At 67.4% G+C, this 21,735-nt stretch carries 25 protein-coding genes; 9 read left to right on the forward strand and 16 right to left on the reverse strand.

Annotated elements, in window-relative coordinates:
* Positions 1-136 precede the first annotated feature (136 nt).
* The 5 genes from AC0B44_RS16660 (at position 137) to AC0B44_RS16680 (ending at position 4,128) form a co-directional block, all read left to right on the forward strand.
* Complete coding sequence (locus tag AC0B44_RS16660; protein WP_169652931.1) at positions 137-460, forward strand: WhiB family transcriptional regulator; 324 nt, start codon at positions 137-139, stop codon at positions 458-460.
* A gap of 301 nt (positions 461-761) precedes the next feature.
* Complete coding sequence (locus AC0B44_RS16665) at positions 762-2,165, forward strand: Mur ligase family protein (RefSeq protein ID WP_471903938.1); 1,404 nt, start codon at positions 762-764, stop codon at positions 2,163-2,165.
* A 91-nt stretch (positions 2,166-2,256) separates the two neighbouring features.
* Complete coding sequence (locus tag AC0B44_RS16670; RefSeq protein ID WP_471903939.1) at positions 2,257-2,694, forward strand: PaaI family thioesterase; 438 nt, start codon at positions 2,257-2,259, stop codon at positions 2,692-2,694.
* A gap of 106 nt (positions 2,695-2,800) precedes the next feature.
* Positions 2,801-2,935 (forward strand): hypothetical protein, encoded by a 135-nt coding sequence (locus tag AC0B44_RS16675; RefSeq protein WP_277350445.1) that lies wholly within the window; start codon positions 2,801-2,803, stop codon positions 2,933-2,935.
* 131 nt (positions 2,936-3,066) lie between these two features.
* Positions 3,067-4,128: a YeiH family protein gene (locus tag AC0B44_RS16680; protein ID WP_471903981.1), complete on the forward strand. Its 1,062-nt coding sequence runs from the start codon at positions 3,067-3,069 to the stop codon at positions 4,126-4,128.
* A 52-nt stretch (positions 4,129-4,180) separates the two neighbouring features.
* On the opposite strand, the gene hisI is transcribed toward AC0B44_RS16680, so the two are convergent.
* The 6 genes from hisI to bla all read right to left on the reverse strand — a co-directional run bounded on the left by hisI (position 4,181) and on the right by bla (position 8,821).
* On the reverse strand, positions 4,181-4,540 hold the full coding sequence (hisI, locus tag AC0B44_RS16685; RefSeq protein WP_169620074.1) for a phosphoribosyl-AMP cyclohydrolase: 360 nt from the start codon (positions 4,538-4,540) through the stop codon (positions 4,181-4,183).
* Complete coding sequence (gene hisF, locus AC0B44_RS16690; protein ID WP_169620075.1) at positions 4,537-5,310, reverse strand: imidazole glycerol phosphate synthase subunit HisF; 774 nt, start codon at positions 5,308-5,310, stop codon at positions 4,537-4,539. Before hisF ends, hisI begins: the two co-directional genes overlap by 4 nt.
* The gene (locus tag AC0B44_RS16695) at positions 5,307-6,131 is read right to left on the reverse strand and encodes an inositol monophosphatase family protein (protein WP_169620076.1); all 825 of its coding nucleotides are present in this window, start codon (positions 6,129-6,131) and stop codon (positions 5,307-5,309) included. The genes hisF and AC0B44_RS16695 overlap by 4 nt, the downstream gene beginning before the upstream one ends.
* A gap of 4 nt (positions 6,132-6,135) precedes the next feature.
* Positions 6,136-6,870 carry a bifunctional 1-(5-phosphoribosyl)-5-((5-phosphoribosylamino)methylideneamino)imidazole-4-carboxamide isomerase/phosphoribosylanthranilate isomerase PriA gene (gene priA, locus AC0B44_RS16700; RefSeq protein ID WP_169620077.1) on the reverse strand — a complete coding sequence of 245 codons (735 nt, stop codon included), beginning with the start codon at positions 6,868-6,870 and terminating at the stop codon, positions 6,136-6,138.
* Between the two features lie 68 nt (positions 6,871-6,938).
* The gene (locus AC0B44_RS16705; protein ID WP_471903940.1) at positions 6,939-7,682 is read right to left on the reverse strand and encodes an SDR family NAD(P)-dependent oxidoreductase; all 744 of its coding nucleotides are present in this window, start codon (positions 7,680-7,682) and stop codon (positions 6,939-6,941) included.
* A 224-nt stretch (positions 7,683-7,906) separates the two neighbouring features.
* Positions 7,907-8,821 (reverse strand): class A beta-lactamase, encoded by a 915-nt coding sequence (gene bla, locus AC0B44_RS16710; protein ID WP_471903941.1) that lies wholly within the window; start codon positions 8,819-8,821, stop codon positions 7,907-7,909.
* A 216-nt stretch (positions 8,822-9,037) separates the two neighbouring features.
* On the opposite strand from bla, the gene AC0B44_RS16715 reads away from it, so the two are divergent.
* Positions 9,038-9,922 carry a LysR family transcriptional regulator gene (locus AC0B44_RS16715; RefSeq protein ID WP_471903942.1) on the forward strand — a complete coding sequence of 295 codons (885 nt, stop codon included), beginning with the start codon at positions 9,038-9,040 and terminating at the stop codon, positions 9,920-9,922.
* Entirely contained in the window at positions 9,919-10,845 is a 927-nt protein-coding gene (locus AC0B44_RS16720; protein WP_471903943.1) for a serine hydrolase, read from the forward strand. Before AC0B44_RS16715 ends, AC0B44_RS16720 begins: the two co-directional genes overlap by 4 nt.
* Before the next feature lie 292 nt (positions 10,846-11,137).
* Here AC0B44_RS16720 and AC0B44_RS16725 read toward each other — a convergent pair whose 3' ends face one another.
* Positions 11,138-12,028 carry an alpha/beta fold hydrolase gene (locus AC0B44_RS16725; protein WP_471903944.1) on the reverse strand — a complete coding sequence of 297 codons (891 nt, stop codon included), beginning with the start codon at positions 12,026-12,028 and terminating at the stop codon, positions 11,138-11,140.
* Positions 12,025-12,636, reverse strand: coding sequence for a TetR/AcrR family transcriptional regulator (locus tag AC0B44_RS16730; protein WP_471903945.1), 612 nt, complete (start codon positions 12,634-12,636; stop codon positions 12,025-12,027). Before AC0B44_RS16730 ends, AC0B44_RS16725 begins: the two co-directional genes overlap by 4 nt.
* A 398-nt stretch (positions 12,637-13,034) precedes the next feature.
* Between AC0B44_RS16730 and AC0B44_RS16735 the strand changes: the two genes are divergently transcribed.
* Positions 13,035-14,612 (forward strand): ABC transporter substrate-binding protein, encoded by a 1,578-nt coding sequence (locus AC0B44_RS16735; protein ID WP_471903946.1) that lies wholly within the window; start codon positions 13,035-13,037, stop codon positions 14,610-14,612.
* Positions 14,613-14,616: 4 nt separating this feature from the next.
* Here the strand turns inward: AC0B44_RS16735 and AC0B44_RS16740 are convergent, their stop codons facing one another.
* The 7 genes from AC0B44_RS16740 to hisD are packed head-to-tail and all read right to left on the reverse strand — an operon-like array spanning position 14,617 to position 19,969.
* Positions 14,617-14,862: a hypothetical protein gene (locus tag AC0B44_RS16740; RefSeq protein ID WP_471903947.1), complete on the reverse strand. Its 246-nt coding sequence runs from the start codon at positions 14,860-14,862 to the stop codon at positions 14,617-14,619.
* A complete protein-coding gene (gene hisH / locus AC0B44_RS16745) occupies positions 14,859-15,494 on the reverse strand; it encodes an imidazole glycerol phosphate synthase subunit HisH (protein WP_471903948.1) in 636 nt (211 codons plus the stop codon). The genes AC0B44_RS16740 and hisH overlap by 4 nt, the downstream gene beginning before the upstream one ends.
* Positions 15,495-15,548: 54 nt before the next feature.
* Positions 15,549-16,745: an MFS transporter gene (locus tag AC0B44_RS16750; RefSeq protein WP_471903949.1), complete on the reverse strand. Its 1,197-nt coding sequence runs from the start codon at positions 16,743-16,745 to the stop codon at positions 15,549-15,551.
* A gap of 1 nt (position 16,746) precedes the next feature.
* Positions 16,747-16,902 (reverse strand): hypothetical protein, encoded by a 156-nt coding sequence (locus tag AC0B44_RS16755; protein WP_471903950.1) that lies wholly within the window; start codon positions 16,900-16,902, stop codon positions 16,747-16,749.
* 3 nt (positions 16,903-16,905) lie between these two features.
* The gene (gene hisB, locus AC0B44_RS16760; protein WP_471903951.1) at positions 16,906-17,520 is read right to left on the reverse strand and encodes an imidazoleglycerol-phosphate dehydratase HisB; all 615 of its coding nucleotides are present in this window, start codon (positions 17,518-17,520) and stop codon (positions 16,906-16,908) included.
* On the reverse strand, positions 17,517-18,650 hold the full coding sequence (locus AC0B44_RS16765) for a histidinol-phosphate transaminase (protein WP_471903952.1): 1,134 nt from the start codon (positions 18,648-18,650) through the stop codon (positions 17,517-17,519). The genes hisB and AC0B44_RS16765 overlap by 4 nt, the downstream gene beginning before the upstream one ends.
* Positions 18,647-19,969 (reverse strand): histidinol dehydrogenase, encoded by a 1,323-nt coding sequence (gene hisD, locus AC0B44_RS16770; protein WP_471903953.1) that lies wholly within the window; start codon positions 19,967-19,969, stop codon positions 18,647-18,649. Before hisD ends, AC0B44_RS16765 begins: the two co-directional genes overlap by 4 nt.
* A gap of 181 nt (positions 19,970-20,150) precedes the next feature.
* On the opposite strand from hisD, the gene AC0B44_RS16775 reads away from it, so the two are divergent.
* A complete protein-coding gene (locus AC0B44_RS16775) occupies positions 20,151-21,386 on the forward strand; it encodes a glycoside hydrolase family 1 protein (protein WP_471903954.1) in 1,236 nt (411 codons plus the stop codon).
* A 38-nt stretch (positions 21,387-21,424) separates the two neighbouring features.
* Here AC0B44_RS16775 and AC0B44_RS16780 read toward each other — a convergent pair whose 3' ends face one another.
* On the reverse strand, positions 21,425-21,721 hold the full coding sequence (locus AC0B44_RS16780; RefSeq protein WP_471903955.1) for a DUF2470 domain-containing protein: 297 nt from the start codon (positions 21,719-21,721) through the stop codon (positions 21,425-21,427).
* Positions 21,722-21,735: the final 14 nt, after the last annotated feature.

Genomic DNA, 21,735 nt, shown 5'->3' on the forward strand with positions numbered 1-21,735 from the left:
CGGACGGTTCTTCGGGTTTTCCACCCGTGAGCCCTTCGATTTCGGCCACGGACGCCGCGCAGCGGACCATTGCCCTTGGCGTTTCCAGCCGAGTTCGCATCGCATTCGCTCTTCGATCGAATCTCCAGGAGCCCTCATGCCGAGCGAAAACCGTTCGACCGCCTCAGGTCGAGGCGGCAATGTCATCCGCGCGGGCGCCGACGCCCTGCCGTGCGACGGTCAGGACCCCGACCTGTGGTTTGCCGAGGACCCGTCAGACGTGGAACTGGCCAAATCCCTGTGCACCGGATGTCCCGTGCGTGCGCGCTGCCTCGAGACAGCGCTCGCCCGCCGAGAGCCGTGGGGAGTGTGGGGTGGCGAAATCATCAACCAGGGTGCGATCGTCGCTCGCAAACGCCCCCGTGGACGTCCCGCACGAGGTCCGATCAGCCAGCCGCGAAAAGACTTGGTGTGCGCCTGATCGTGCCGTGGTATTCGGCGCTGCCGTCGCTGGACGCACTCCTGGGTCCTGCACCCCATGACCGAGTCGGTTGATCCTTCGGCAGATGTCCCGCCTCGTTCGTGCGCCCTTAACTGCGGGACATAGTTTTTTCACGTACCGGGTATTCGCTCCTGTGCGCCTCGACCCGGACGATCGCCGCCGTCCCGACCGTGGGATCCAGATCCGCGACGTTGCTGAACACCTCCGTGTTGTTCTGTCTGCCGGACCTGCCGATGGGCGCGACCGCACAGTTACCGGCATCAGCGACGATTCCCGAACGGTGCAGCCCGGCGATCTGTACGTGGCTCTTCCCGGACACCGATTCCACGGCCTCGACTTCGATGCCGATGCCGCGGCCCGCGGCGCCGTCGCCGTGCTCAGCGACCGGCCTTCTCGACTCCTGCCCACCTTGATCGTCGACCGGCCACGCGACCGGGTCGGCGGGCTGGCGTCCTGGATCTACGGCCATCCCTCGCACGAACTGCAGGTCCACGGCGTCACCGGCACCAACGGCAAGACGAGCGCGACCTATCTCCTCGACGCCGCCCTCGCTGCCACCGGTGTCGTCACAGGCTTGATCGGTGGTGTCGTCGTCCGGGGACCGGAGAGCACCCGGCCCGCCACACACACCACGCCGGAAGCCGCGGTGATCCAGCGGACCCTCGCGGAGTTCCGGGACCAGGCCGCGAGGGCGGTGACACTGGAAGTGTCGTCGCACGCCGTCAGCCACGGCCGCGTCGACGGCGTGCGGTTCCGTACGGTCGCCTTCACCAATCTCGGACCGGACCATCTCGACTTCCACCACACGATGGAGGAGTATTTCGCCGCCAAGGCAGCGCTGTTCACCTCCGACCGCGCGCAAGCGGCCGCGGTGAACATCGACGACGAGTACGGCAGACGGTTGGCCGCCACAACGGACGTACCGGTGTGGACGCATTCGACGCGCGACCCGGGCGCCGACGTGTACGCAGACTCGATCCGGTGCGACGTTCACGGCAGTACCTTCACCGTGCACACTCCGACCGGTCACGCCGGAGTCCGTCTGGCCCTTCTCGGCCCCCACCAGGTGGCCAATGCACTGACAGCGCTCACCTCGATAGCCGCAGCAGGGCACGACGTCCTGCAGGCCGCCGCGGGCTTGGAAACTCTCGCCTGCGTGCCCGGCCGACTCGAGCGCGTCGAGGCCGACCACGGCATCCTCGGCCTGGTCGATTTCATGCACAACACCTCCGGACAGCAGGAACTACTGCCGTTCCTGCGGTCGCTGGCAGCCGAGCGCCGACTGATTCTCGTGATCAGCGCGACCGGAGAGCGCGATCCCGGAAAGCGCTTTCCGATCGGCCACACCGCGGCGACCTACGCCGACATCGTGGTCGTCACCGACGACAGTCCGTACAACGACGACCCCAGGCTCCTCAGGGAAGCGGTCGCCGAAGGCGCGCATGCGGCGCAGAGCGCCCACGTGGTCGTCGAAGGCGACCGTCACCGCGCTTTCGAGATCGCTGCCTCCCACGCGAGGCCCGGGGATGTTCTCGTCGTGGCGGGACGGGGCAGTGAGCAGCGCCTGGTCTCGGGCGACTCGGTGCGGATGTTCGACGACAGGGAAGAACTGGAACGCGCGCTGCAGCGGATGCAGCGCAGTGTTCGAAGGACCCGAACCGGTCGTGAGACCCGCGGACGCTGATCGGGAGACACGGGCGACCGACCCTCCCCACTTTGGGTTCGTGCGCGTCGACACGGCCTCCGGCCGGATGCTTCCCGTGTATGTTCCGGTTATGCCCGACGACGTCACCGGGATCAGCACACTCGCCGAAGCCCAGCAGACGCTCGCGTCTCAACCGTTCAGTGTTCTGATCGGAGCACAACTCGTCGTGTACACGAGGGGCCGCGCCGAACTGGAGATTCCGCTCAGACCGGACCTGTTGCAACAGTTCGGTTTCGCACACGGCGGGGTCCTGGCCTACGCAGCCGACAACGCACTCACCTTCGCCGCCGGTACGGTCCTCGGTCCGTCGATCGTGACGACGGGGATGACGCTCGATTACCTACGTCCGGCGAAGGGCCCACTGGTGCGCGCGGTCGCTACCGTCGTCAACGGCGGCCGTACTCAGGCGCTGTGCCGATGTGAGATCTACTCCGTCGACGACGACGGCCAGCAGAAACTTTGCGCGGCTGCCCAGGGTGGTGCGCGCTTCATCGACCTGAATCGCTGACCGTCGAGGTGCGCCCCCGAAGCACATTTCGGCCGGATAGTCACTGGTTCTGTTCGGCCCGACCGTAAGCCGTGACGTTTTGCGCCGACGTTGCTTGGCTGCCTTCATGACAGACGAACCTCAGCGTGTGGATGCCGCGCGCGCCACGTTGCTCAACGAGGACTGGGCCGCAGTCGTCGCGGGCCTGATCCTCATCGCTGCCGTGTTGCTCGGCGTGATTCCCTCGGGACTGGTCCCGTGACGACGCGCGATACCGACGGGCAGAACGGTGCCGTCGAGACCGAGAGCGCACCCCAGAAAGACGGTGCGAGGCAGACCGACGGCGCGACGAAGGCCGAGGCGGCACCCGCACGGCGACCCTCCGCTCCTGCATTGGCCGCGGCGGGCGTAGCCGTCGTCATCGTGCTCGGCGCCCTCACCAGATTCCTCGAGCAGAACGTCCCGGACTGGGCGGAGGGAGGCCCCTTCGAACGGGTGGCGGGAGCGATCGAGTTCCCCGTCTACGCGATCGCGATCGGCCTGCTCGGGAATCTCGTCCTGACCCGCACGGGTGTGCGCGACAAGCTTTCCGGTGGTTTCCGCACCGAGTTCTTCATCAAGACCGGGCTGGTTCTGCTCGGCGCATCCATCAACCTGACCGTGCTCGCGACGGCAGCCGGGCCGGCGATCCTGCAAGGTCTGCTGCTGATCACCGCCGTGTTCTCGTTCAGCTGGTGGTTCGGCGGGAAACTCGGACTGGACGAGAAGCTGCGGGCGCTGCTGTCCGCCGCGGTATCGATCTGTGGGGTCAGCGCCGCCATCGCCGCGGCCGGGGCTGTGCAGGCCAAGCGGGAACAGCTCGCGTACGCCGCGTCGTTGGTGATCGTGTTCGCATTGCCCTCGATCTTCCTGCTGCCCTGGCTCGCCGGCGTCTTCGGACTGTCCGATGTCGTCGCCGGCGCCTGGATCGGCGGCAACATCGACACCACCGCCGCCGTCGCGGCGTCCGGCGCGATCCTCGGCGACGACGCCCTGCAGATCGCCACGATCGTCAAGACGACCCAGAACGCCCTCATCGGTTTCGTCGCGGTGGGGTTGACCGCCTACTTCGCGCTGAAGGTGGAGCGTCGTCCCGGCTCGGCACGGCCGAGCATCGGTGACTTCTGGGAGCGCTTCCCGAAATTCGTGCTCGGTTTCATCGCCGCGTCGATCATCGGCACGCTGTGGGTGAAATTCGTCGACGACGGCAAGGCCGATATCTCCACCATCAACGACCTGCGGACGTGGTTCCTGATCTTCGCGTTCGTCTCTATCGGCCTGGAGTTCTCCGCGAAGGGACTGCGCGACGCGGGATGGCGCCCGGTAGTGGTGTTCGGATCGGCGACGGTGGTCAACATCGTCGTAGCGCTCGGTCTCGCAACGGTGTTGTTCGGCAACTTCGAACTGCCGCAGTGAGCGATCGCCCCGCACCTCGGTGCGGGGCGATCTCGTGTTCACCGTGTCGTGATCAGCCGGGCTGTTCCGCCCCCAGCAGTACGTCGGTGTCGAAGCAGGTGTGGGTGCCGGTGTGGCACGCCGCCCCGACCTGGTCCACGACGAGCAGCACGGTGTCGCCGTCGCAGTCCAGCCGCACCTCGTGCACGTACTGCGTGTGCCCGGAGGTCTCTCCCTTTACCCAGTACTGCTGCCGTGACCGCGAGTAGTACGTGGCCTTGCGGGTCGCGAGTGTTCGGGCCAGTGCCTCGTCGTCCATCCAGGCCATCATGAGCACGTCGCCGGTCGACTTCTCCTGGACGACCGCGGCGAAGAGTCCGTCGTCGTTGCGCTTGAGTCGTGCGGCGATCTCCGGGTTCAGGATGTCGCTCATCGGACGATGATCCCTTCCGCGCGCATCGCGTCCTTGACCTGGCCGATGGTGAGCTCACGGAAGTGGAAGACGCTGGCGGCGAGCACCGCGTCGGCGCCGGCGTGGACGGCAGGCGCGAAGTGTTCGACGGCTCCGGCACCGCCCGAGGCGATCACCGGAACGTCGACGGTCTCGCGGACCGACGCAATCATCTTCAGATCGAATCCGGCCTTCGTGCCGTCGGCGTCCATCGAGTTGAGGAGGATCTCCCCGACACCCAGTTCGGCGCCGCGGCGCGCCCACTCCACCGCGTCGATCCCGGTGCCCCGGCGACCTCCGTGGGTCGTGACTTCCCAACCCGACGGTGTGGGCTGCTGATCGGCGGGGACGGTGCGGGCGTCGACCGACAGCACGATGCACTGCGACCCGAAGCGCTCGGACATCTCCCTCAGCACCTCGGGACGCGCGATCGCCGCAGTGTTCACCGAGACCTTGTCGGCACCGGCGCGCAGTAGGCGGTCGACGTCCTCGACGGTGCGCACGCCGCCACCCACCGTGAGGGGAATGAATACCTGCTCCGCGGTGCGTGTGACCACGTCGAGCATCGTGCCGCGGTCTCCGCTCGAGGCGGTGACGTCGAGGAACGTGAGCTCGTCGGCGCCTTGAGCGTCGTAGAGCGCGGCGAGTTCGACAGGGTCGCCCGCGTCGCGCAGGTTCTCGAAATTGACACCCTTGACGACGCGTCCGGCGTCGACGTCGAGGCACGGGATGACCCGCACGGCCAGTGTCATGATCGATCTCCTTCGAAACGCGGATTCGTCGCGGATTGCACTATGTCCAGTATTTCACCGTGGATTCCGGGTGCGGCGGCGAGCACCGACCCCGAGCCGATGCGCCACGGCTTCCCGTGGAAATCGGTGGCGATCCCACCTGCCGCGCGCACGAGCGCGACACCGGCGGCGTTGTCCCAGGGATGGTGGCCGAAGACCACGGCACCGCCCAGCGAGCCCGCCGCGGTGTAGGCGAGGTCGACGCCGGTCGATCCGTGCATCCGCAGGCGCGAGACGCGCCGGCTCAACTCGGTGATCACCGCGAGCCGTTGCGTGCCCGGGACGCGGCCACGACTGTCGATGTCGAAACTGCCGACCCCGACCATCACGTCCTCGAGACGGCGCGGCTTCAATTTCTCGGCGATCTTCCCGTTGAACCACAGCGGGCCTTCGGCTACCGCAGAGAACCGCTGATCGGTCAGGGGTAGCCAGGTCAGTCCGATGACGGGAACCCCGTCCTGGACCAGAGCGAGCAGGATGCCCGCCATCGGCAGGCCCGCCGAATAGTTGACGGTGCCGTCGATCGGGTCGAGCAACCAGACGGTGCCCTCGCCGGCCGCCGGACCACCGAATTCCTCGCCGTGCACCGCGATTCCGGTGCGGTCGACGAGCTCGGCCGAAATCCGCCGTTCGAGTTCGAGATCGAGGTCGGTGGCGAAGTCGTTGGGTCCTTTGTCCACCGAACGCGGCGCGCCGTGCCCGGCGACGAAGCGCTCCGACACCTCGTCGAGCACATCACCCGCTATCGAGCGCAGACGGTCGAGATCGACGGATGCGGTCATGGGATCAACGGGACACGGCGTCGAGCGCCTCGGTCAGCGTGAACCGTCCTGCGTAGAGCGCCTTGCCGATGATCGCGCCTTCGACGCCCTCATCGACGAGCGTCGCGATGGCACGCAGATCGTCGACCGTCGACACACCGCCCGACGCGACGACCGGTGCATCGGTCGCTGCGCACACCTCACGCAGCAGGTCGAGATTCGGCCCGGTCAGGGTGCCGTCCTTCGTCACGTCGGTGACGACGTAACGGGAGCAGCCGTCGCGGTTGAGGCGCTCGAGCACCTCCCACATGTCTCCGCCGTCGGACACCCAGCCGCGTCCGCGCAGCCGCCACTCGCCGTCGATCAGCTTGACGTCGAGGCCGACGGCGATCCGGTCGCCGTACTCACCGATGGCGCGGGCACACCACTCGGGGTTCTCGATGGCGGCGGTACCGAGATTGACGCGTGCGCACCCGGTGGCGAGCGCCGCGGCCAACGTGGCGTCGTCGCGGATGCCACCGGAGAGTTCGACCTTCACATCGAGTTCGCCGACCACACCGGCGAGTAGTTCACGGTTGTCACCACGGCCGAAGGCGGCGTCGAGGTCGACGAGATGCACCCATTCGGCTCCGGCGTTCTGCCATTCGAGGGCGGCGTCGCGGGGAGATCCGTAACCGGTTTCGCTGCCTGCCTCTCCCTGGACGAGGCGAACTGCTTCACCGTTGGCAACATCGACTGCAGGCAAAAGGACCAGGCTCACTGTCCCTACATTAGTGCCTGCTCGAAGGAGACCACCACGCGCCATGGGCGGGAGGTCGCCCGCTGCGGTCAACGCAGTTTGATGGTGCCACCGTCGACCATGAGGGTCTGCCCTGTCACGTAGGCGGCGTCCCTGCTCGCGAGGAAAACTGCCACGCCGCCGATGTCGGTCTCCGGGTCGCCGAAACGGCCCAGCGGTGTCCTGGCCAGCAACGCCTTCTCGATGCCCGGATTCGCCTTCATGTAGGCCTCGACGCCCTCTGTCAATGCGAGCGGCGAGATGATGTTGACGTTGATGTCGTCGGCGGCCCACTCGTTGGCGGCGACGCGGCTGATCGCGCGGATCGCTTCTTTCGCCGCCGCGTACGACCCTTGCGTCACCAGACCGTCGATTCCGGCCCCGGAAGCGAAGTTGATCACCGATCCGCGATGCTCAGCGAGTTGCGGATGCGCCGCCTTCATCAACCAGAACGTCGGATAGAAGCCCGTTCCGAAGGACAGGTCGAGCATCTCCTGGGTGGTCTCGAGCAGCGGCGCCTGCCGAGAGGCGTGTGCGTTGTTGACGAGAATGTCGAGTCGACCGAACGCGTCCACCGCAGCCGTCACGATCGCGGCGGCGTTCTCCTCGACGGAGATGTCCGCCTTCATGAACTTTCCCGCGCCGCCGAGTTCTTCCTCGAGCGCCCTGCCGGCGTCGTCGTCGATGTCGACGAACAACACGCGGGCACCTTCCTTGGTGAACGCCCGGACGATCCCCCGCCCGATTCCGCCTGCACCACCGGTCACCACGGCGACCTTGTCCGTCAGCCTCATGCGGTACTCCTCTGCATCGAGTCGATCCGGGCCCGTCGCCGAGCGCGTGCTGCCGCGGCAGGCTCCAACTTTTTTGACCCTACTCATCTACACCCATCGACGACGGAAGTCTTCTGCTCTCCGAGACTGATGCCAGGTCCTCCCCCGAGCCCCGGCCAGGACCCCGTTGGGGCGACGGCCCATCCCCGACGGGGTCAGTCCTTACCCCGCCCGCGCCGCTCCGCTCAGGGCAACGCCGTCAGCGCTCCGATCGCCGCGGCGGTGGCATCCGAGATCGGCGCGTTGTCGTTCGGGACGTCGGCCCGACCGAGCACCGAATCCGACATGATCGTGAGCACCAGCGGCACCCCGTCCGGCGCCCACACCACCCCCGCGTCGACGACCGTGCCGTACCTCCCGGCACCCGTCTTGTCCGCCGCGGTCCATCCAGCCGGGAGCCCAGCACGGATCCGGGCGTCGGACGTGACGCTCGCCCGCATCCACCCGGTCAGCGTGCGCTGATGGTGTGCCGGCAGCACCGTGCCCAGCAGCAGTGCCCGGTAACCGGTCGCGAGCCCCACCACCGTCGACGTATCGCGCATGTCCCCGGGATCGGCGTTGTTGAGTTCAGGCTCCCAGCGGTCGAGGATCGTCGTGGTGTCCCCGATCGTGCGCGCGAAAGCGGTAACGGCCGCAGGTCCGCCCAGGCGCCGCAGCAAGAGATTTCCGGCAGTGTTGTCACTGCGGATCAATGCCGCCTCGCACAGCTGCGTATAGGTCACGGGCCGGCCCACCAACTCGGAGGTGACCGGCGAATTCTCCACGATGTCCCCGGGTTCGACCACGATGATGTCGTCGAGCCGCACCTGCCCCTGTGACTCGAGGCGGAGCAGCTCCGCCACGGCGTACGTCTTGAACGTCGAGCACATCGCAAATCGCTCGTCTCCGCGATACGCATAGGTCTTGCCCGAAGCCGGCAGCTGGGCGAGCACACCCAGCCGCACCGCGTGCCGTGCTTCGATTCCGGAGAGGGTGTCGTCGAGTGTCGACAGTTCCACCCTGGTTTCGGGTGGAGCGGCGGTCCCCACCGCTGCCGCCGCGTCGCCGGTCGCCGTATCGACGGAGCTGCATGCGACCATCGGCACGGCCGAGGCCGCCACCGCTGCGAGGAAAGTCCTGCGAGAGAGGGCTGTTCGAAATTTGTTCATGGCCGGTACAGAAGCATCGGAACACCATGCGATTCCAATACCGAACCCTCCCGAGCGCGAGACGGAAAATGTATCGACGCAGGTTGAAGCTACTATCGTCGGTCGCGCGTTCACGCCTGCACTCCGCAAGCCTCGGGACACGGCTTACCCCGCTGGTTCAATTGCGCCATGGATCTGATCCGACACCTCCGGTTCTTCGTCGCAGTCGCCGAGGAAGGCCATTTCAGTCGAGCCGCCGCAACCCTCGACATGACGCAACCGCCGCTGTCCCAAGGACTTCGCAAGCTCGAGGACCACGTCGGTCTCCCGCTGGTGCGCCGCACTCCGCGCGGCGCCGTACTCACCACCGCCGGCGCCGCGCTCCTACCCCGAGCGCGGCTGCTCGTGGACGATGCCGAACGCTTCTTCGCCGAGGCCAACCGCATCGCAGGTGCCCGTGGGCGGGTGCACTGGGGAGCGACCGCCGCATTGTCCGACCGAACCCTCATGTTGTGCGTCACCGCGCTCCGGACACCGGTGTCCGGGGTCGAAAGCACCGTGTCCACCGAGATCGCATCGACAGTCGACCTCGTCGAAAGCGTGCGGTCGGGGCTGTGCGATGTAGCGATCGTGGAACATCCTGCGCTGGTGGACGGCATACACGCCGGACCCGTCGTGAAGCTCCCACGCTGGATTGTGGTGCCCGCGAGCCACCGCAGCGCGACAGCCGGCCGGCCCACCTTCCCGATGCTGAGCGACCTCACGTTTGCCAGGACCGCCCGTTCCGCCAACCCTCCCGCATTCGACGCCGTCCGCGACCTGCTTCGTGAGCGCGGCGCCGACTCGTCGACCGTGACGGTGCGCGACGACCGGACAGTGCTGAGTTCGGTTGTCGCCGGTGGGTGTTTCGGTCTCACCACGACACCACCCGGCGCGGTGCCTGGCGCCGCGTGGCTGCGGCTGGCACCGGACGCGGTCGCATTACGAGTGCGAGTCGTGCGGCGGATGAATACCATCGACAACGCCTCCGCCGACGCCCTCGACCGCGTTCTGTTCCGGGAGCGCGTCAAGTGAGCGCCGAAACTCCCGTGCAGGCAAGAATCCGTGCGGTGTTCGCGGACGCCGGGTGCACCGGATGGTTGCACGCCCGGCGATGTGGCGGGGATCGGCCGGGTAGCGATTCGGATTCGACCATTTCCGTCGGCGGAGACGACCGCGTCGTCCTCGCTTCGGTGTACAAACTTCCGCTGCTCCTCGCGTTCTGCACTCTCGTCGACGAGGGCGTGCTCGATCCTCTCGCCGAAGTGCGTGTGGATCCATCGCACTGCACACCGGGCCCCACAGGGTTGTCGGTCATGCACGACCCGGTCACCCTCTCGCGGCGTGATCTGGCGACATCGATGATGACCGTGTCGGACAACGCCGCAGCCGACGTGCTGCTCGGCGAGATCGGGCGCAAACCGGTGGACGACGTGCTCTCACGGCTGGGTCTGACCCGCACCCGAATAGTCGGCGGCACAGCAGACCTGCAACGCAGTCTCGTGGAGGACACCGACAGTCACACCACCGCGGAAGCGTTCGCCGCCCTCGCGAACAACGACGAGGCGTGGACGGTATCGGCCTACGACCCCGCCTACACGAGTGCGACCGTCCCGGAGGAGATGACGCGACTGCTGTGCGCGGTCTGGTCCGGAAAGGTGCTGTCCGCCGAACAGACGCTGTTCGTGCAGCGTGTGATGCGCACCCAGATCTGGCCGCACCGCATCGCATCGGCTTTTCCATACCGGGGGGTGACGGTCGCAGGGAAGACCGGCACGATCGGCGTCATCCGCAACGAGGTCGCGGTGGTCGAGTTCCCCGGTGAACACGCCGTGGCCGTTGCGGTGTTCACACGGGCTGCGCGGTCCGATCCGGCCCTGCCGGCGGTCGACGTCGCGATCGGAGAGGCGGCCCGCGTGGCGGTCACTGCGCTGCGGCGTCCACTCGTGCTGGAATGACAGTGCTCCCGCCGGGCAGCGACTCCACTCGCACCCCGATCGCGACTATGAGGATGCCTTCCCCGGCGAGGACGACTCCCGCAGCGCGCGGTGTTGGCTGTCTGATTCATCGCAGCAGGTAGGGCCTGCAGCCGGGAATCGCGTTCGGTGCTGTGGGGTGGCCTGGCTGGTTCTCGGGCTGGTTCCGGACGTCGGCGAAGCTCAGGTTGATCGCTCTCGCCTTCGGGTCCTGTAGGTGTGGCAAGAGGTTTGGATTTCCACCTACATCCCATTCGAAGTCGACCGCATCAGGTCAGGGGCGGGAGCGTGCGGAGAGGTCGCGGATGAAGCGTGCGATGTCGGCGGGCTTCTCTTCGGCCATGAAGTGCCCGGCCTCGATGGGCTCATAGGTCAGATCAGGTGCCCACGCCCGCCAGAGCGACGCGGCGTCGAACCCCAGCTGGGACCCCCAATCCTGAGAGATGACTCCGACGGGCATGGTGAGCTGCTTGCCCGCCTCGCGGTCCTCTCGGTCCATGTCCAGGTCGATGCTCGCTGTGGCGCGGTAGTCGGCGACGATGGAGTCCACGGCAGCGACCGAGCTGTCGATGTAGTGCCGGCGGACCTCGGGCGGGAATGTCGAAGCATCGGTCTCCCAGGCGTCCAGGAACGAACTGAAGAACTCGGGTCCGACGGCGCGGATCATCTTCTCGGGGAGACCCACGGGCTGCGCCATGAGATAGAGGTGCCAAGCGACCTTGGCGTCTACGCCCCGCAGGACGTCCCAGGTGTCCAAGGTGGGCAGTACATCGAGGATCCCGAGAAACTGCACCGCGTCCGGGTGATCGAGGCCTGCGCGGACACCGACGAGGGCGCCTCGGTCATGGCCGACCAGGCCGAAACGGTCGTGGCCGAGCGCTTCGGCGATCCGCACGATGTCTCGGGCCATGGTCCTCTTCGAGTACGTTTCCGGGCTCTGCTCTGTCGGCTTGGCGCTCTCGCCGTACCCCCGCAGGTCAGGAACGATGACCGTGTATTGCATGGCGAGTTCTTGTGCGACGTGGCGCCACATGTAGTGCGTCTGAGGAAATCCGTGGAGGAGGACGATCGCCGGCCCATCGCCGCCGACGGCGACGTTGAGGTCGACTCCTTCGGCGCCGGGCAGTGTCTTGTACTGGAATCCGTCGATAGTCAAGCGGCTCACGATGTTTCCTTCTCAATGGTGTCGGTCGATTGGGCAGCAGGATGGCCCGAGAAGATTCCTGCGGGTAATGAATGTCTCGCGGACGGTGTGGCACGGAGTGCGGGGATCAGAACGGTGTCGACGAGGGACTCGAGATAGCGGTCGTCGATCTCGAGTCCGTTGAGTCGACGAAGCAGGATGACAGCGCCGGCGACTTCCTCGAACGGGAACGGATCGATGCCCGGAGGCAGTTCCCCACGATCGACCGCAGCCTGGACGACGGTCTGCGGTAGCCGCGACCCGGTCGGTCCCACCGATCGTTCGATTTGCTCGCAGAGTTCCGGATCCTCGAGACCTGCTTGGAGCAGCAGCATTGCGGTCTGCCCGTCTGCAGATCGCATGGACTGCACGAGGCGGCGACACAAGGCGAGAAGGTCACCGCGCAGGCTTCCGGTGTCGACCTCGTCCGGCCCGTCGCGGCGTGCGGGACCTGCTTTCAGGGCGGCAACGACCATGTCTCTCTTGGACTTCCACCGTCGGTAGAGAGTGGCCTTGGACGCACCCACCCGGCGGGCGACCTCTTCGAAGGTGACGCCTTCGTACCCGACCTCGGAGAGCAGCGAGTTCACGGCCGTGAGGATCTCGGTCTCTCGTTGATCATCACGAGGGCGTCCACGACGAGCGCTTGGTTGGCGCTCGTGGAGCTCGTCCTGATTTATATACGGCACGTATCGTATCGTAACACTACCCAAGGGGAGTCGATTCGTGACCGCGGCGACCGGACGCCTCCCTCTTTGGTACGAACGAAGTTTCCAGCCGATCTTCGCCGCAGAGCCGCTTGAGTTGTAGCGATTCGCATTCGAGCAAGCTCCCGACCCCTTCCCACCGGCGCCCCGGGTGAGGTAGACAGAACTACGTTCCGGTCGCATGAGAACGTCGTTTTACCCTCCCGATAGGATGATTCTTTCCGGCGGAAGCCTTGAGCGGACGCTGCAACTTCCGGCCCACGATTCGATACGAGGCACCGATGCTCCGACGAAGACGTTCCATCAATTCGACACTCGCGGCGATGTGTGTCGCGGCCCTCGCGCTCACCGCATGCAGCAGCGGCGATCCCTCGGCTGCGTCCACTCCCGGGACGCCCGCCGGCGACCCGGTCTCCGGCGGCACCTTGCAGTCCATCCAGATCCGCGAACCGGTCAGCCTCGACCCCGTTGCACTGCCGAACGTGTGGACCAATTCCGGACTGCTCGGCAACGCGCTGTACGGCACCTTGATGACCAACGACGTCGACACCCTGGAGATCGAGTACTCGATGGCCACGGACTTCTCTACCGACGACGGGGGCCGCACGTTCGTCCTGAAACTCCGGCCCGGGCTGACCTTTACGGACGGCACCGCCCTGGACGCGGCCGCCGTCGCGTACAACTGGGATCGCCTGCGCGACCCGGCCAACGGATCGGAGTCGATCCGGCAAGCCGCGCAGATCGCGGGCACCGAGGTCGTCGACGCCGAAACACTGAAGGTCACGATGGTCGCCCCCAGCCCGGTGTTCGCCTCGTCGCTGGTGCTGTCCGGACTCAACTGGATCGCCTCCCCCACCGCACTGGCGAAGGGCCGGCAGGCGTTCGACGAGAATCCGGTCGGCGCCGGGCCGTTCACCCTCACCAAGTGGGCTCGGCAGGACGTGCTCGAACTGACCCGTAACCCGGGCTACTGGGACGCGCCGCGACCGTACCTGGACGGCATCACGCTGCGCCCGGTGCCCGACGCGAACCAGCGTCTCAACGCGCTCACCTCCGGCAGCGCCCAACTGGCGTCGGAAAGCAGTTGGTCGAACCTGAGCAAGGCGGAAAGCGCGGGACTGTCCACCTCGGTGGTGCCGCTCGGTGGCGGTCAGTACCTCGCGATGAACACCCGTCGGAGCCCGTTCGACGACGCCCGTGCCCGACGCGCGGTCTCCCTCGCGCTCGACCTGGAGGCGATCAACACCGCGGTGTTCGAGGGCACCGGCACCGTCCCCCGGACCCTCTTCCCCGAGACCTCGCCGTTCTTCGAAGACATCACACTGTCGAATTCCGACGACGCCGAAGCACAACGCCTGTTCGACGAACTGGCAGCCGACGGCACTCCGGTGAAGTTCACGTTCCTCGCGTACTCCCTCGTCGAGATCAAATCGGTCGCGGAAGTCGTCCAGGCACAGCTCGCAGCGTTCGACAACGTCGAGATCGCCGTCGAGATCATGGATTTCACCGCAGCGCAGGCCAGGGTCGCCGCCCGCGACTTCGACATGACGATCGCTGCCGCCGTCGTCCAGGACCCGGACTCGTCACTGTGGACGTCGTTTCACGCTCGCTCCCAGGGCAACCCCACCGGTATCGACGATCCGCAGCTCAACGACGCACTGGATGCCGGGCGCGTCGGCACGACCATCGAAGAGCGCAAGGCCGCATACGACGTCGCGCAGCAACGCCTGGTCGATCTGGCACCGGGAGTCTTCTACGTCCAGTCGGCACCGTCGGTGATCTCCGGTCCCGACGTGCACGGGGTGCGGATGTACGGGATGGGATCAGCGATGCTCGACGGAGTCTGGATGAGCGAGTAGCGGACTACCGGTTCCGCCCGTCGCGCCCGAAGGCGCGGCGGGTGGCGCGGACCGACACGAATCCCATCGCTGCGATAGCTCCCACGACACCGAGCAGCGCGACCGTCAGCCCCACGGCGGGCGCGGGCTTCAGGACCACGATGACGACGGTGACGGTGGCGAGCACCGCTGCTGCAGCGCCGAGCGAGGACAGGGCGAGCCGGCCCAAGGAAAAGTTCTCATCCGGCTCGTCGTCCCCGCCGCGTGTCACAACGAGTTCACCCAATTCTTCAGCAACTGCGCTCCCACGTCGCCGGACTTTTCCGGGTGGAACTGGGTCGCGGACAACGGGCCGTTCTCGACGGCCGCGAGGAAGCGGGTGCCGTGTTCGGCCCACGTCAGCTTCGGCGGGGCGAGCCGCTCCGGGTCGGGCAGTTCCCACTTCTGCGCCGCGTACGAGTGCACGAAGTAGAAGCGGGTGTCGGGGTCCATGCCGGCGAACAACACCGAATCCGCGGGGGACTCGACGGTGTTCCATCCCATGTGCGGCAGCACCGGCGCGTCGAGACGCTCGACAGTGCCCGGCCACTCGCCGCAGCCTTCGGTCTCGATGCCGTGCTCGATACCGTGCTCGAACAGGATCTGCATACCGACGCAGATGCCGAGCACCGGCCGGCCACCGGCGAGCCGGGTGCCGATCATCTTCTCACCACCGACACTGCGCAGGCCTCGCATGCACGCGTCGAATGCCCCGACGCCGGGGACGACGAGTCCGTCGGCGGCGAGCGCAACCTTGGGGTCGGAGGTGACCTCCACGTCCACGCCGATACGGGCGATCGCCCGCGTCACGGAGTGCAGATTGCCGGAGCCGTAGTCGAGGACGGCGACCTTGGTTGTGCTCATGGCCTCGATTCTATGCGGCGGCACGAACAGCCCCGTGCGGTGGCAGGGTCCTGCCTAGTCCGTGCCGGGCCGCTCGGTGACCTGTTGCACACCGGGACGCTCCGAGGGACCGGCGAGCCGAGCCAGCAGCGGAAGAACGGGGACGAGCACCGCAGCGATGGTGAACGCCGTCGGATACCCGGCGGACGCGGCAATCGCACCGAGCGCGAAGGAGCCTGCCCCGGTACCGGCGTCGAAGCCGATGTTCCAGGCGGCACTGGCCGAACCGATGTGTTCGGAGCCCGCACGACGGAACGCGATGAGCAGCGCCTCGTTCTGCACGACGCCGAACCCGAGCCCGAAGCACACGGCTGCCCCGATGAGTACGACGGCGCCGGCCCGGCCGTCTGCCACGAGCGCGAACGGCACCATGGCGAGCGCGGCGAGCGCGAGCCCGACGGGAAGCATCCGTCCCGCGCCGAGTCGGTCGGCGATCGCCCCGGCGCCGAAGCGGCCGATCAGCGTCGAACCGCTGAGCACCGCCAGTGCTGCCGCGACCGGAAGGTCGGCCACCGCGATGGCGAGCAGCGATGTCAGACCGCCGTATGCGATCGCGCCGGCACCCACTGCCACGGTCGGCAGGAGCAGCAAAACGAACGGCATCCGCGCCGGAGGTGGACCGGTGCGGGCCTCGAGGCGAGGAAGGCGCGCGGCCGCGATCAATCCTGCCGACGACAGGACCGCGCCCAGCACGAACACCGGCGTGGTCGAGAACCGTTCAGCGATCGCGAGTCCGGTGGGCAGTCCGATCATCTGTGACGCGGCGATCGCGATGCCGAGCATTCCGGTGGCACGCCCGAGCAGTCGCGCGGGCGCGAGTTCGCCCACCAGCGCGGCGGAAGCCACGGTAATCATCCCGAAGCCGATTCCCCGGATCGCCGAGATTCCCAGGACGGCTGCGGGATCCATGGACAGGAGGAACAGCAGGGAGGGCGGACCGAGGAACAGGCACCCGGCGACGAGGGTGGCGCGATGGCCGAATCTGCGGAGCAGCTTGGGCATCGCGATCTGGGTGAGCACCGTGGTGAACATGAACACCGCGGTGACCGACCCGGCGACGGTGTCGCTTCCGCCTTCTTCCGCGATCGCCCACGGCACGACCGGGAGCAGCAGCGAGAAACCGGCGAACGCTGCCGCCGACGTCGACCACGCCGCAACGAGTCCCCGGACACCGAACAGTGTGGGGTTGTCCGTCACTTCTGAATCGGCCACGTCATATCAGCCGGAGAATGCCGGCGATGGCCGCCAGCAGTCCCAGTGCGAGGAGGATGCCCGCGAACAACGTGTTGCGGGCCTTCCACATCGACCACGTGCCGCCGGCCAGAATCCCCGCAGCGATGAAACACAGATAGGTCAGTACGACATCCATATGTCAGAGCGTTCCCTTGGTGGAGGGCACGCCCGTGACGCGGGGGTCGGGCTCGACCGCTTCGCGCAGCGCCCGCGCGACAGCTTTGAACTCTGCCTCGGTGATGTGGTGCGGGTCGCGGCCGTAGAGCACCCGCACGTGCAGTGCGATCCGCGCGTGGAACGCGAAGGATTCGAACACGTGCTTGTTGATCACCGTCGCGTACGGCACGCCGGGGTATCCGCCGATGACCGAGTGCACCAGGTAGTCCGGCTCGCCGGTGTGGACGAAGTACGGGCGTCCCGACACGTCGACCGACGCGTGGGCGAGCGTTTCGTCCATCGGGATGAACGAGTCGCCGAAGCGCCGGATGCCGCGCTTGTCGCCGATGGCCTGGTTGAACGCCTGTCCGAGAACGATCGCGGTGTCTTCGACGGTGTGGTGCGCGTCGATCTCGACGTCGCCCTTCGCATGCACGGTGAGGTCGAAGCTGCCGTGCTGGCCGAGTGCGGTGAGCATGTGGTCGTAGAAGGGGACACCGGTGGCGATGTCGGTGCGGCCGGTGCCGTCGAGGTTCAGCTCGACGGTGATGGACGACTCCCTGGTGGTGCGTTCGACCTTTGCGATGCGGTCGCTCATCGGGTTGCCTCGATTTCCGTAGCGGCGAGTTTTTCACTGACCCGCAGCAACTCGTCGTTCTCGTGTGCCAGGCCGATCGTGGTGCGCAGGTATCCGGGAATGCCGACGTCCCGAATCAGGACGCCTTCGTCGAGGTAGCGCTTCCAGGTGGCGGGCGCATCGGCGAAGCGCCCGAACAGGATGAAGTTGGCGTCGGACGGGATCACGTCGTAGCCGAATCCGGCAAGTTCGGCGGCGACCCGGTCGCGCTGTGCGGCCAGTTCCGCCACCGAGCCGAGGGTCTCGTCGGCGTGCCGCAGCGCAGCACGCGCCGCGGCCTGCGTCACCACGGACAGGTGGTACGGCAACCGGACGAGCAGCAGCGCGTCGATCACCGCGGGTGCGGCAGCGAGGTAACCGAGACGGCCACCGGCGAACGCGAAAGCCTTGCTCATCGTGCGCGAGACGACGACCTTCGCCGGGTACTCGTCGATCAGCGCGAGAGCGCTGGGAGCACCGGAGAACTCGGCGTACGCCTCGTCGACGATCACGATGCCGGGAGCGGCGTCGAGGATCTTGCGCAGGTCGTCGAGCGGGACGCTGTGCCCGGTCGGGTTGTTGGGGCTGGTGACGAACACCACGTCGGGACGGCGGTCGCGGATCGCGGCCACCGAAGCGTCCACGTCGAGGGTGAAGTCGGAGCGGCGGTACGCGGCGACCCATTCGGTCTGCGTGCCGTCGGCGATGATCGGGTGCATCGAGTACGACGGCACGAATCCCATCGCGCTCCGGCCCGGTCCTCCGAAGGCCTGCGACAGCTGTTGCAGAATCTCGTTGGAACCGTTGGCGGCCCATACGTTTTCGACACCGACGGCAACCCCGGTCTGCCGGGTGAGATACGCGGCGAGGTCCGCACGCAGCGCCACGGCGTCGCGGTCGGGGTACCGGTGCAACTGTGTCGCGGCCTCGCGCACCGACTCGGCGACGTCGTCGACGAGTGCCTGCGACGGCGGGTGCGGATTCTCGTTGGTGTTGAGCTGCACAGGTACCGACAGTTGCGGTGCGCCGTACGGCGACTTGCCGCGCAGGTTCTCCCGCAGCGGCAGGTCGTCGAGCGTGATGCGGGCGCCCGGAATCGACGGGCCGGTCACCGGAGTGCCTCGAATCGCAGCCGCACGGCTTCACCGTGTGCGGGCAGGTCCTCGGCGTTCGCGAGGGTGATCACGTGCCCGGCGACGTCCTTCAGTGCGGACTCGGAGTACTCGACGACGTGGATGCCGCGCAGGAACGTTTGCACGCTCAGCCCGGACTGGTGCCGCGCGCAGCCCGCCGTGGGCAGCACGTGGTTCGAGCCGGCGCAGTAGTCGCCCAGCGAGACGGGCGCCCACGGGCCGACGAAGATCGCCCCGGCGGCGCGAACGCGGGCCGCGACCGCGGACGCGTTCTCCGTCTGGATCTCGAGGTGCTCGGCTGCGTAGGCGTTGACCACGTCGAGGCCCTGGTCGATGTCGTCGACGAGCACGATCCCCGACTGACTGCCGGACAGCGCGGTGGTGACTCGCTCCCGGTGCTTGGTCAGTTCGAGTTGCGCGGCGAGCGCGGTGTCGACCGCGTCGGCGAGTTCGGGGCTGGTGGTCACCAGGACGGAGGCGGCCATCACGTCGTGCTCGGCCTGGCTGACGAGGTCGGCGGCGACGTGCACCGGGTCGGCCGTGTGGTCGGCGAGGATCGCGATCTCGGTCGGTCCGGCCTCGGCATCGATACCGACCACTGATCGGCACAGCCGCTTGGCGGCGGTGACGTAGATGTTTCCGGGCCCGGTGATCATGTCGACCGGGGCGAGTTCGGCACCGTCGGTGTCGGTTCCGCCGTACGACAGCAACGCGACACCCTGAGCGCCTCCGACCGCCCACACCTCGTCCACGCCGAGCAGTGCGGCTGCGGCGAGGATCGTCGGGTGCGGAAGACCACCGAAGTTCTTCTGCGGCGGCGACGCGATGACGAGGGACTGGACCTCGGCGGCCTGCGCAGGCACGACGTTCATCACGACCGACGACGGGTAGACGGCGTTGCCGCCCGGCACGTACAGGCCGACGCGGTCGACCGGAACCCAGCGCTCGGTGACGGTGCCGCCGGGGACGACCTCGGTGACGGTGTCGGTGCGGCGCTGCTCGGCGTGGACCTTGCGGGTCCGTTCGATGGCGACTTCGAGAGCGGCGCGCACGGCCGGGTCGAGTTCGGCGAGTGCGCGGTCGACCTCTGCCTGGGGAACACGGACGGACGCGGGGCGCACTCCGTCGAACTTCTCGCAGTAGTCGAGGGCGGCGTCGGCGCCGCGGTCGCGGATGTCGTCGACGACGGGACGGACCTGATGGAGCACCGCGTCCACGTCCACTCCGCCTCGGGGCAGCGCGCCCCTCAGCTCCGCGGTGGTGGGTGTACGACCACGCAGGTCGGTGCGGGCAAGCATGAGGTGTCCTCTCTCGCAGAACAGGGATCGACCCCCATTATCCGCGATGAACCGGAGTGGTCTGTCATCCACTCCCCGTTGCGGGCGTGTTGCGCCCCCGTCGACCATAGACCGGCGGCACGCCCGGCGAATCGGTGTGGAAGCGCCACGGCGGTGCGGCGGGCGCTCTACCGTGCGATACATGGTTGCTGGGGGGCGTGGCAAGGCAGTCGTCGCACTCCGTCGTACCGGGCTGCACGTGGTGGTCGTCACCGTCCTGGCGCTCACGACTGCCGTGGCAGGGGTACCCGCGCACGCCGACACCGGCGGCTTCCTGTGGGGCGTGTCGAGTTCGGGATTCCAGTCCGAGGGATCGGGTCCGGACAGCAACTGGTCGCGCTACGCCGCGAGCGGGCGGCACGAACCGGTGGGCACCGCGGTGGACTTCCGGCACCGCTACCGGGACGACATCGCGCGCGCCGCCGACCTGGGAGTCGGCGTGTACCGCATTTCGGTGGAGTGGGCGCGCATCCAGCCCCGGCCCGGGCAGTGGGACGAGACCGAACTCCGCTACTACGACGACGTGATCGCGACGATCCGTGAGTTCGGCATGACTCCGATGATCACGCTCGACCATTGGGTGTACCCGGGCTGGATCGCCGACCGGGGCGGCTGGTCGTACCCCGGCATCGTGGACGCATGGCTTGCACACGCGGATGCCGTCGCCGCGCGGTATGCCGGCAACGGCACGCTGTGGGTGACGGTGAACGAGCCGAGCATCTACGTATGGCACGAGGTGTCCAACGGTGGTCTGGCCGCCGGCGACGCGCCGATGATGTTCGACCGGCTCGTCGAGGCGCACCGCGCGGCGTACGAGACGATCCACCGGTACGACCCGCGTGCGCAGGTCACGTCGAACGCGGCCTATATCCCCGGTGCGGCGCCCTACCTGGACACCTGGTTTCTCGACCGCGTCCGCGACCGCCTCGACTTCGTGGGTGTCGACTACTACTACGGTGTGGCCCCGGACAATCTCACCGCGGTGAACGGTGCGACCGGCCGGCCGTACGCGGTGACACCGCACCCGCCCGGTCTGTACGACGCGCTCATGGACTACGCCCGCCGCTTTCCCGGAATGCCGTTGTACGTGGTGGAAAACGGGATGGCGACAGCCGACGGTGCGCCCCGCGCGGACGGCTGGACCAGATCGCGGCATCTGCAGGAGCATGTGGCGCAGATGGTGCGCGCGATCGCCGACGGCGCCCCGGTGTTCGGATACAACTACTGGTCGATCACCGACAACTACGAATGGGGTTCGTACGAACCGCGTTTCGGGTTGTACACGGTCGACGTCCGGGAAGACCCCACCCTCACCCGACGTCCCACGGACGGCGTGGACACCTACCGGAGGATCATCGCGGAGACCCGCGTCCGGTGAACCTTCCGGTGCGGTGGTCTGTCAGGTGCGGTGGTCTGTCAGTGCTCGGCGGGATCGACGCCGAGCCGCACGCACGCCGCCCGATACAGGTCGACCACCGCGGTGCGCAGGCCGGTGCGGTCCGCGACCGGTTCGATCCACGGGATCCGTACGGTTCGTTCCTGCCCGTCGATCTCGATCGTCCACTCCCCCGACTCGGTGTTCACCCCGGTCATGCGGGTACGCGTCGTCCGCGGCTCGGCGAAGGCGCGCACGATGAGCAGGTTGTCGTCGGCGTGGTCGTCGTTCATATGAGTGGTCACAGCGGCCACCACATCAGGTCCGAATTCGGTCACAGGCGTCGAGCCTA

Source organism: Rhodococcus sp. NPDC019050, assembly GCF_055664235.1.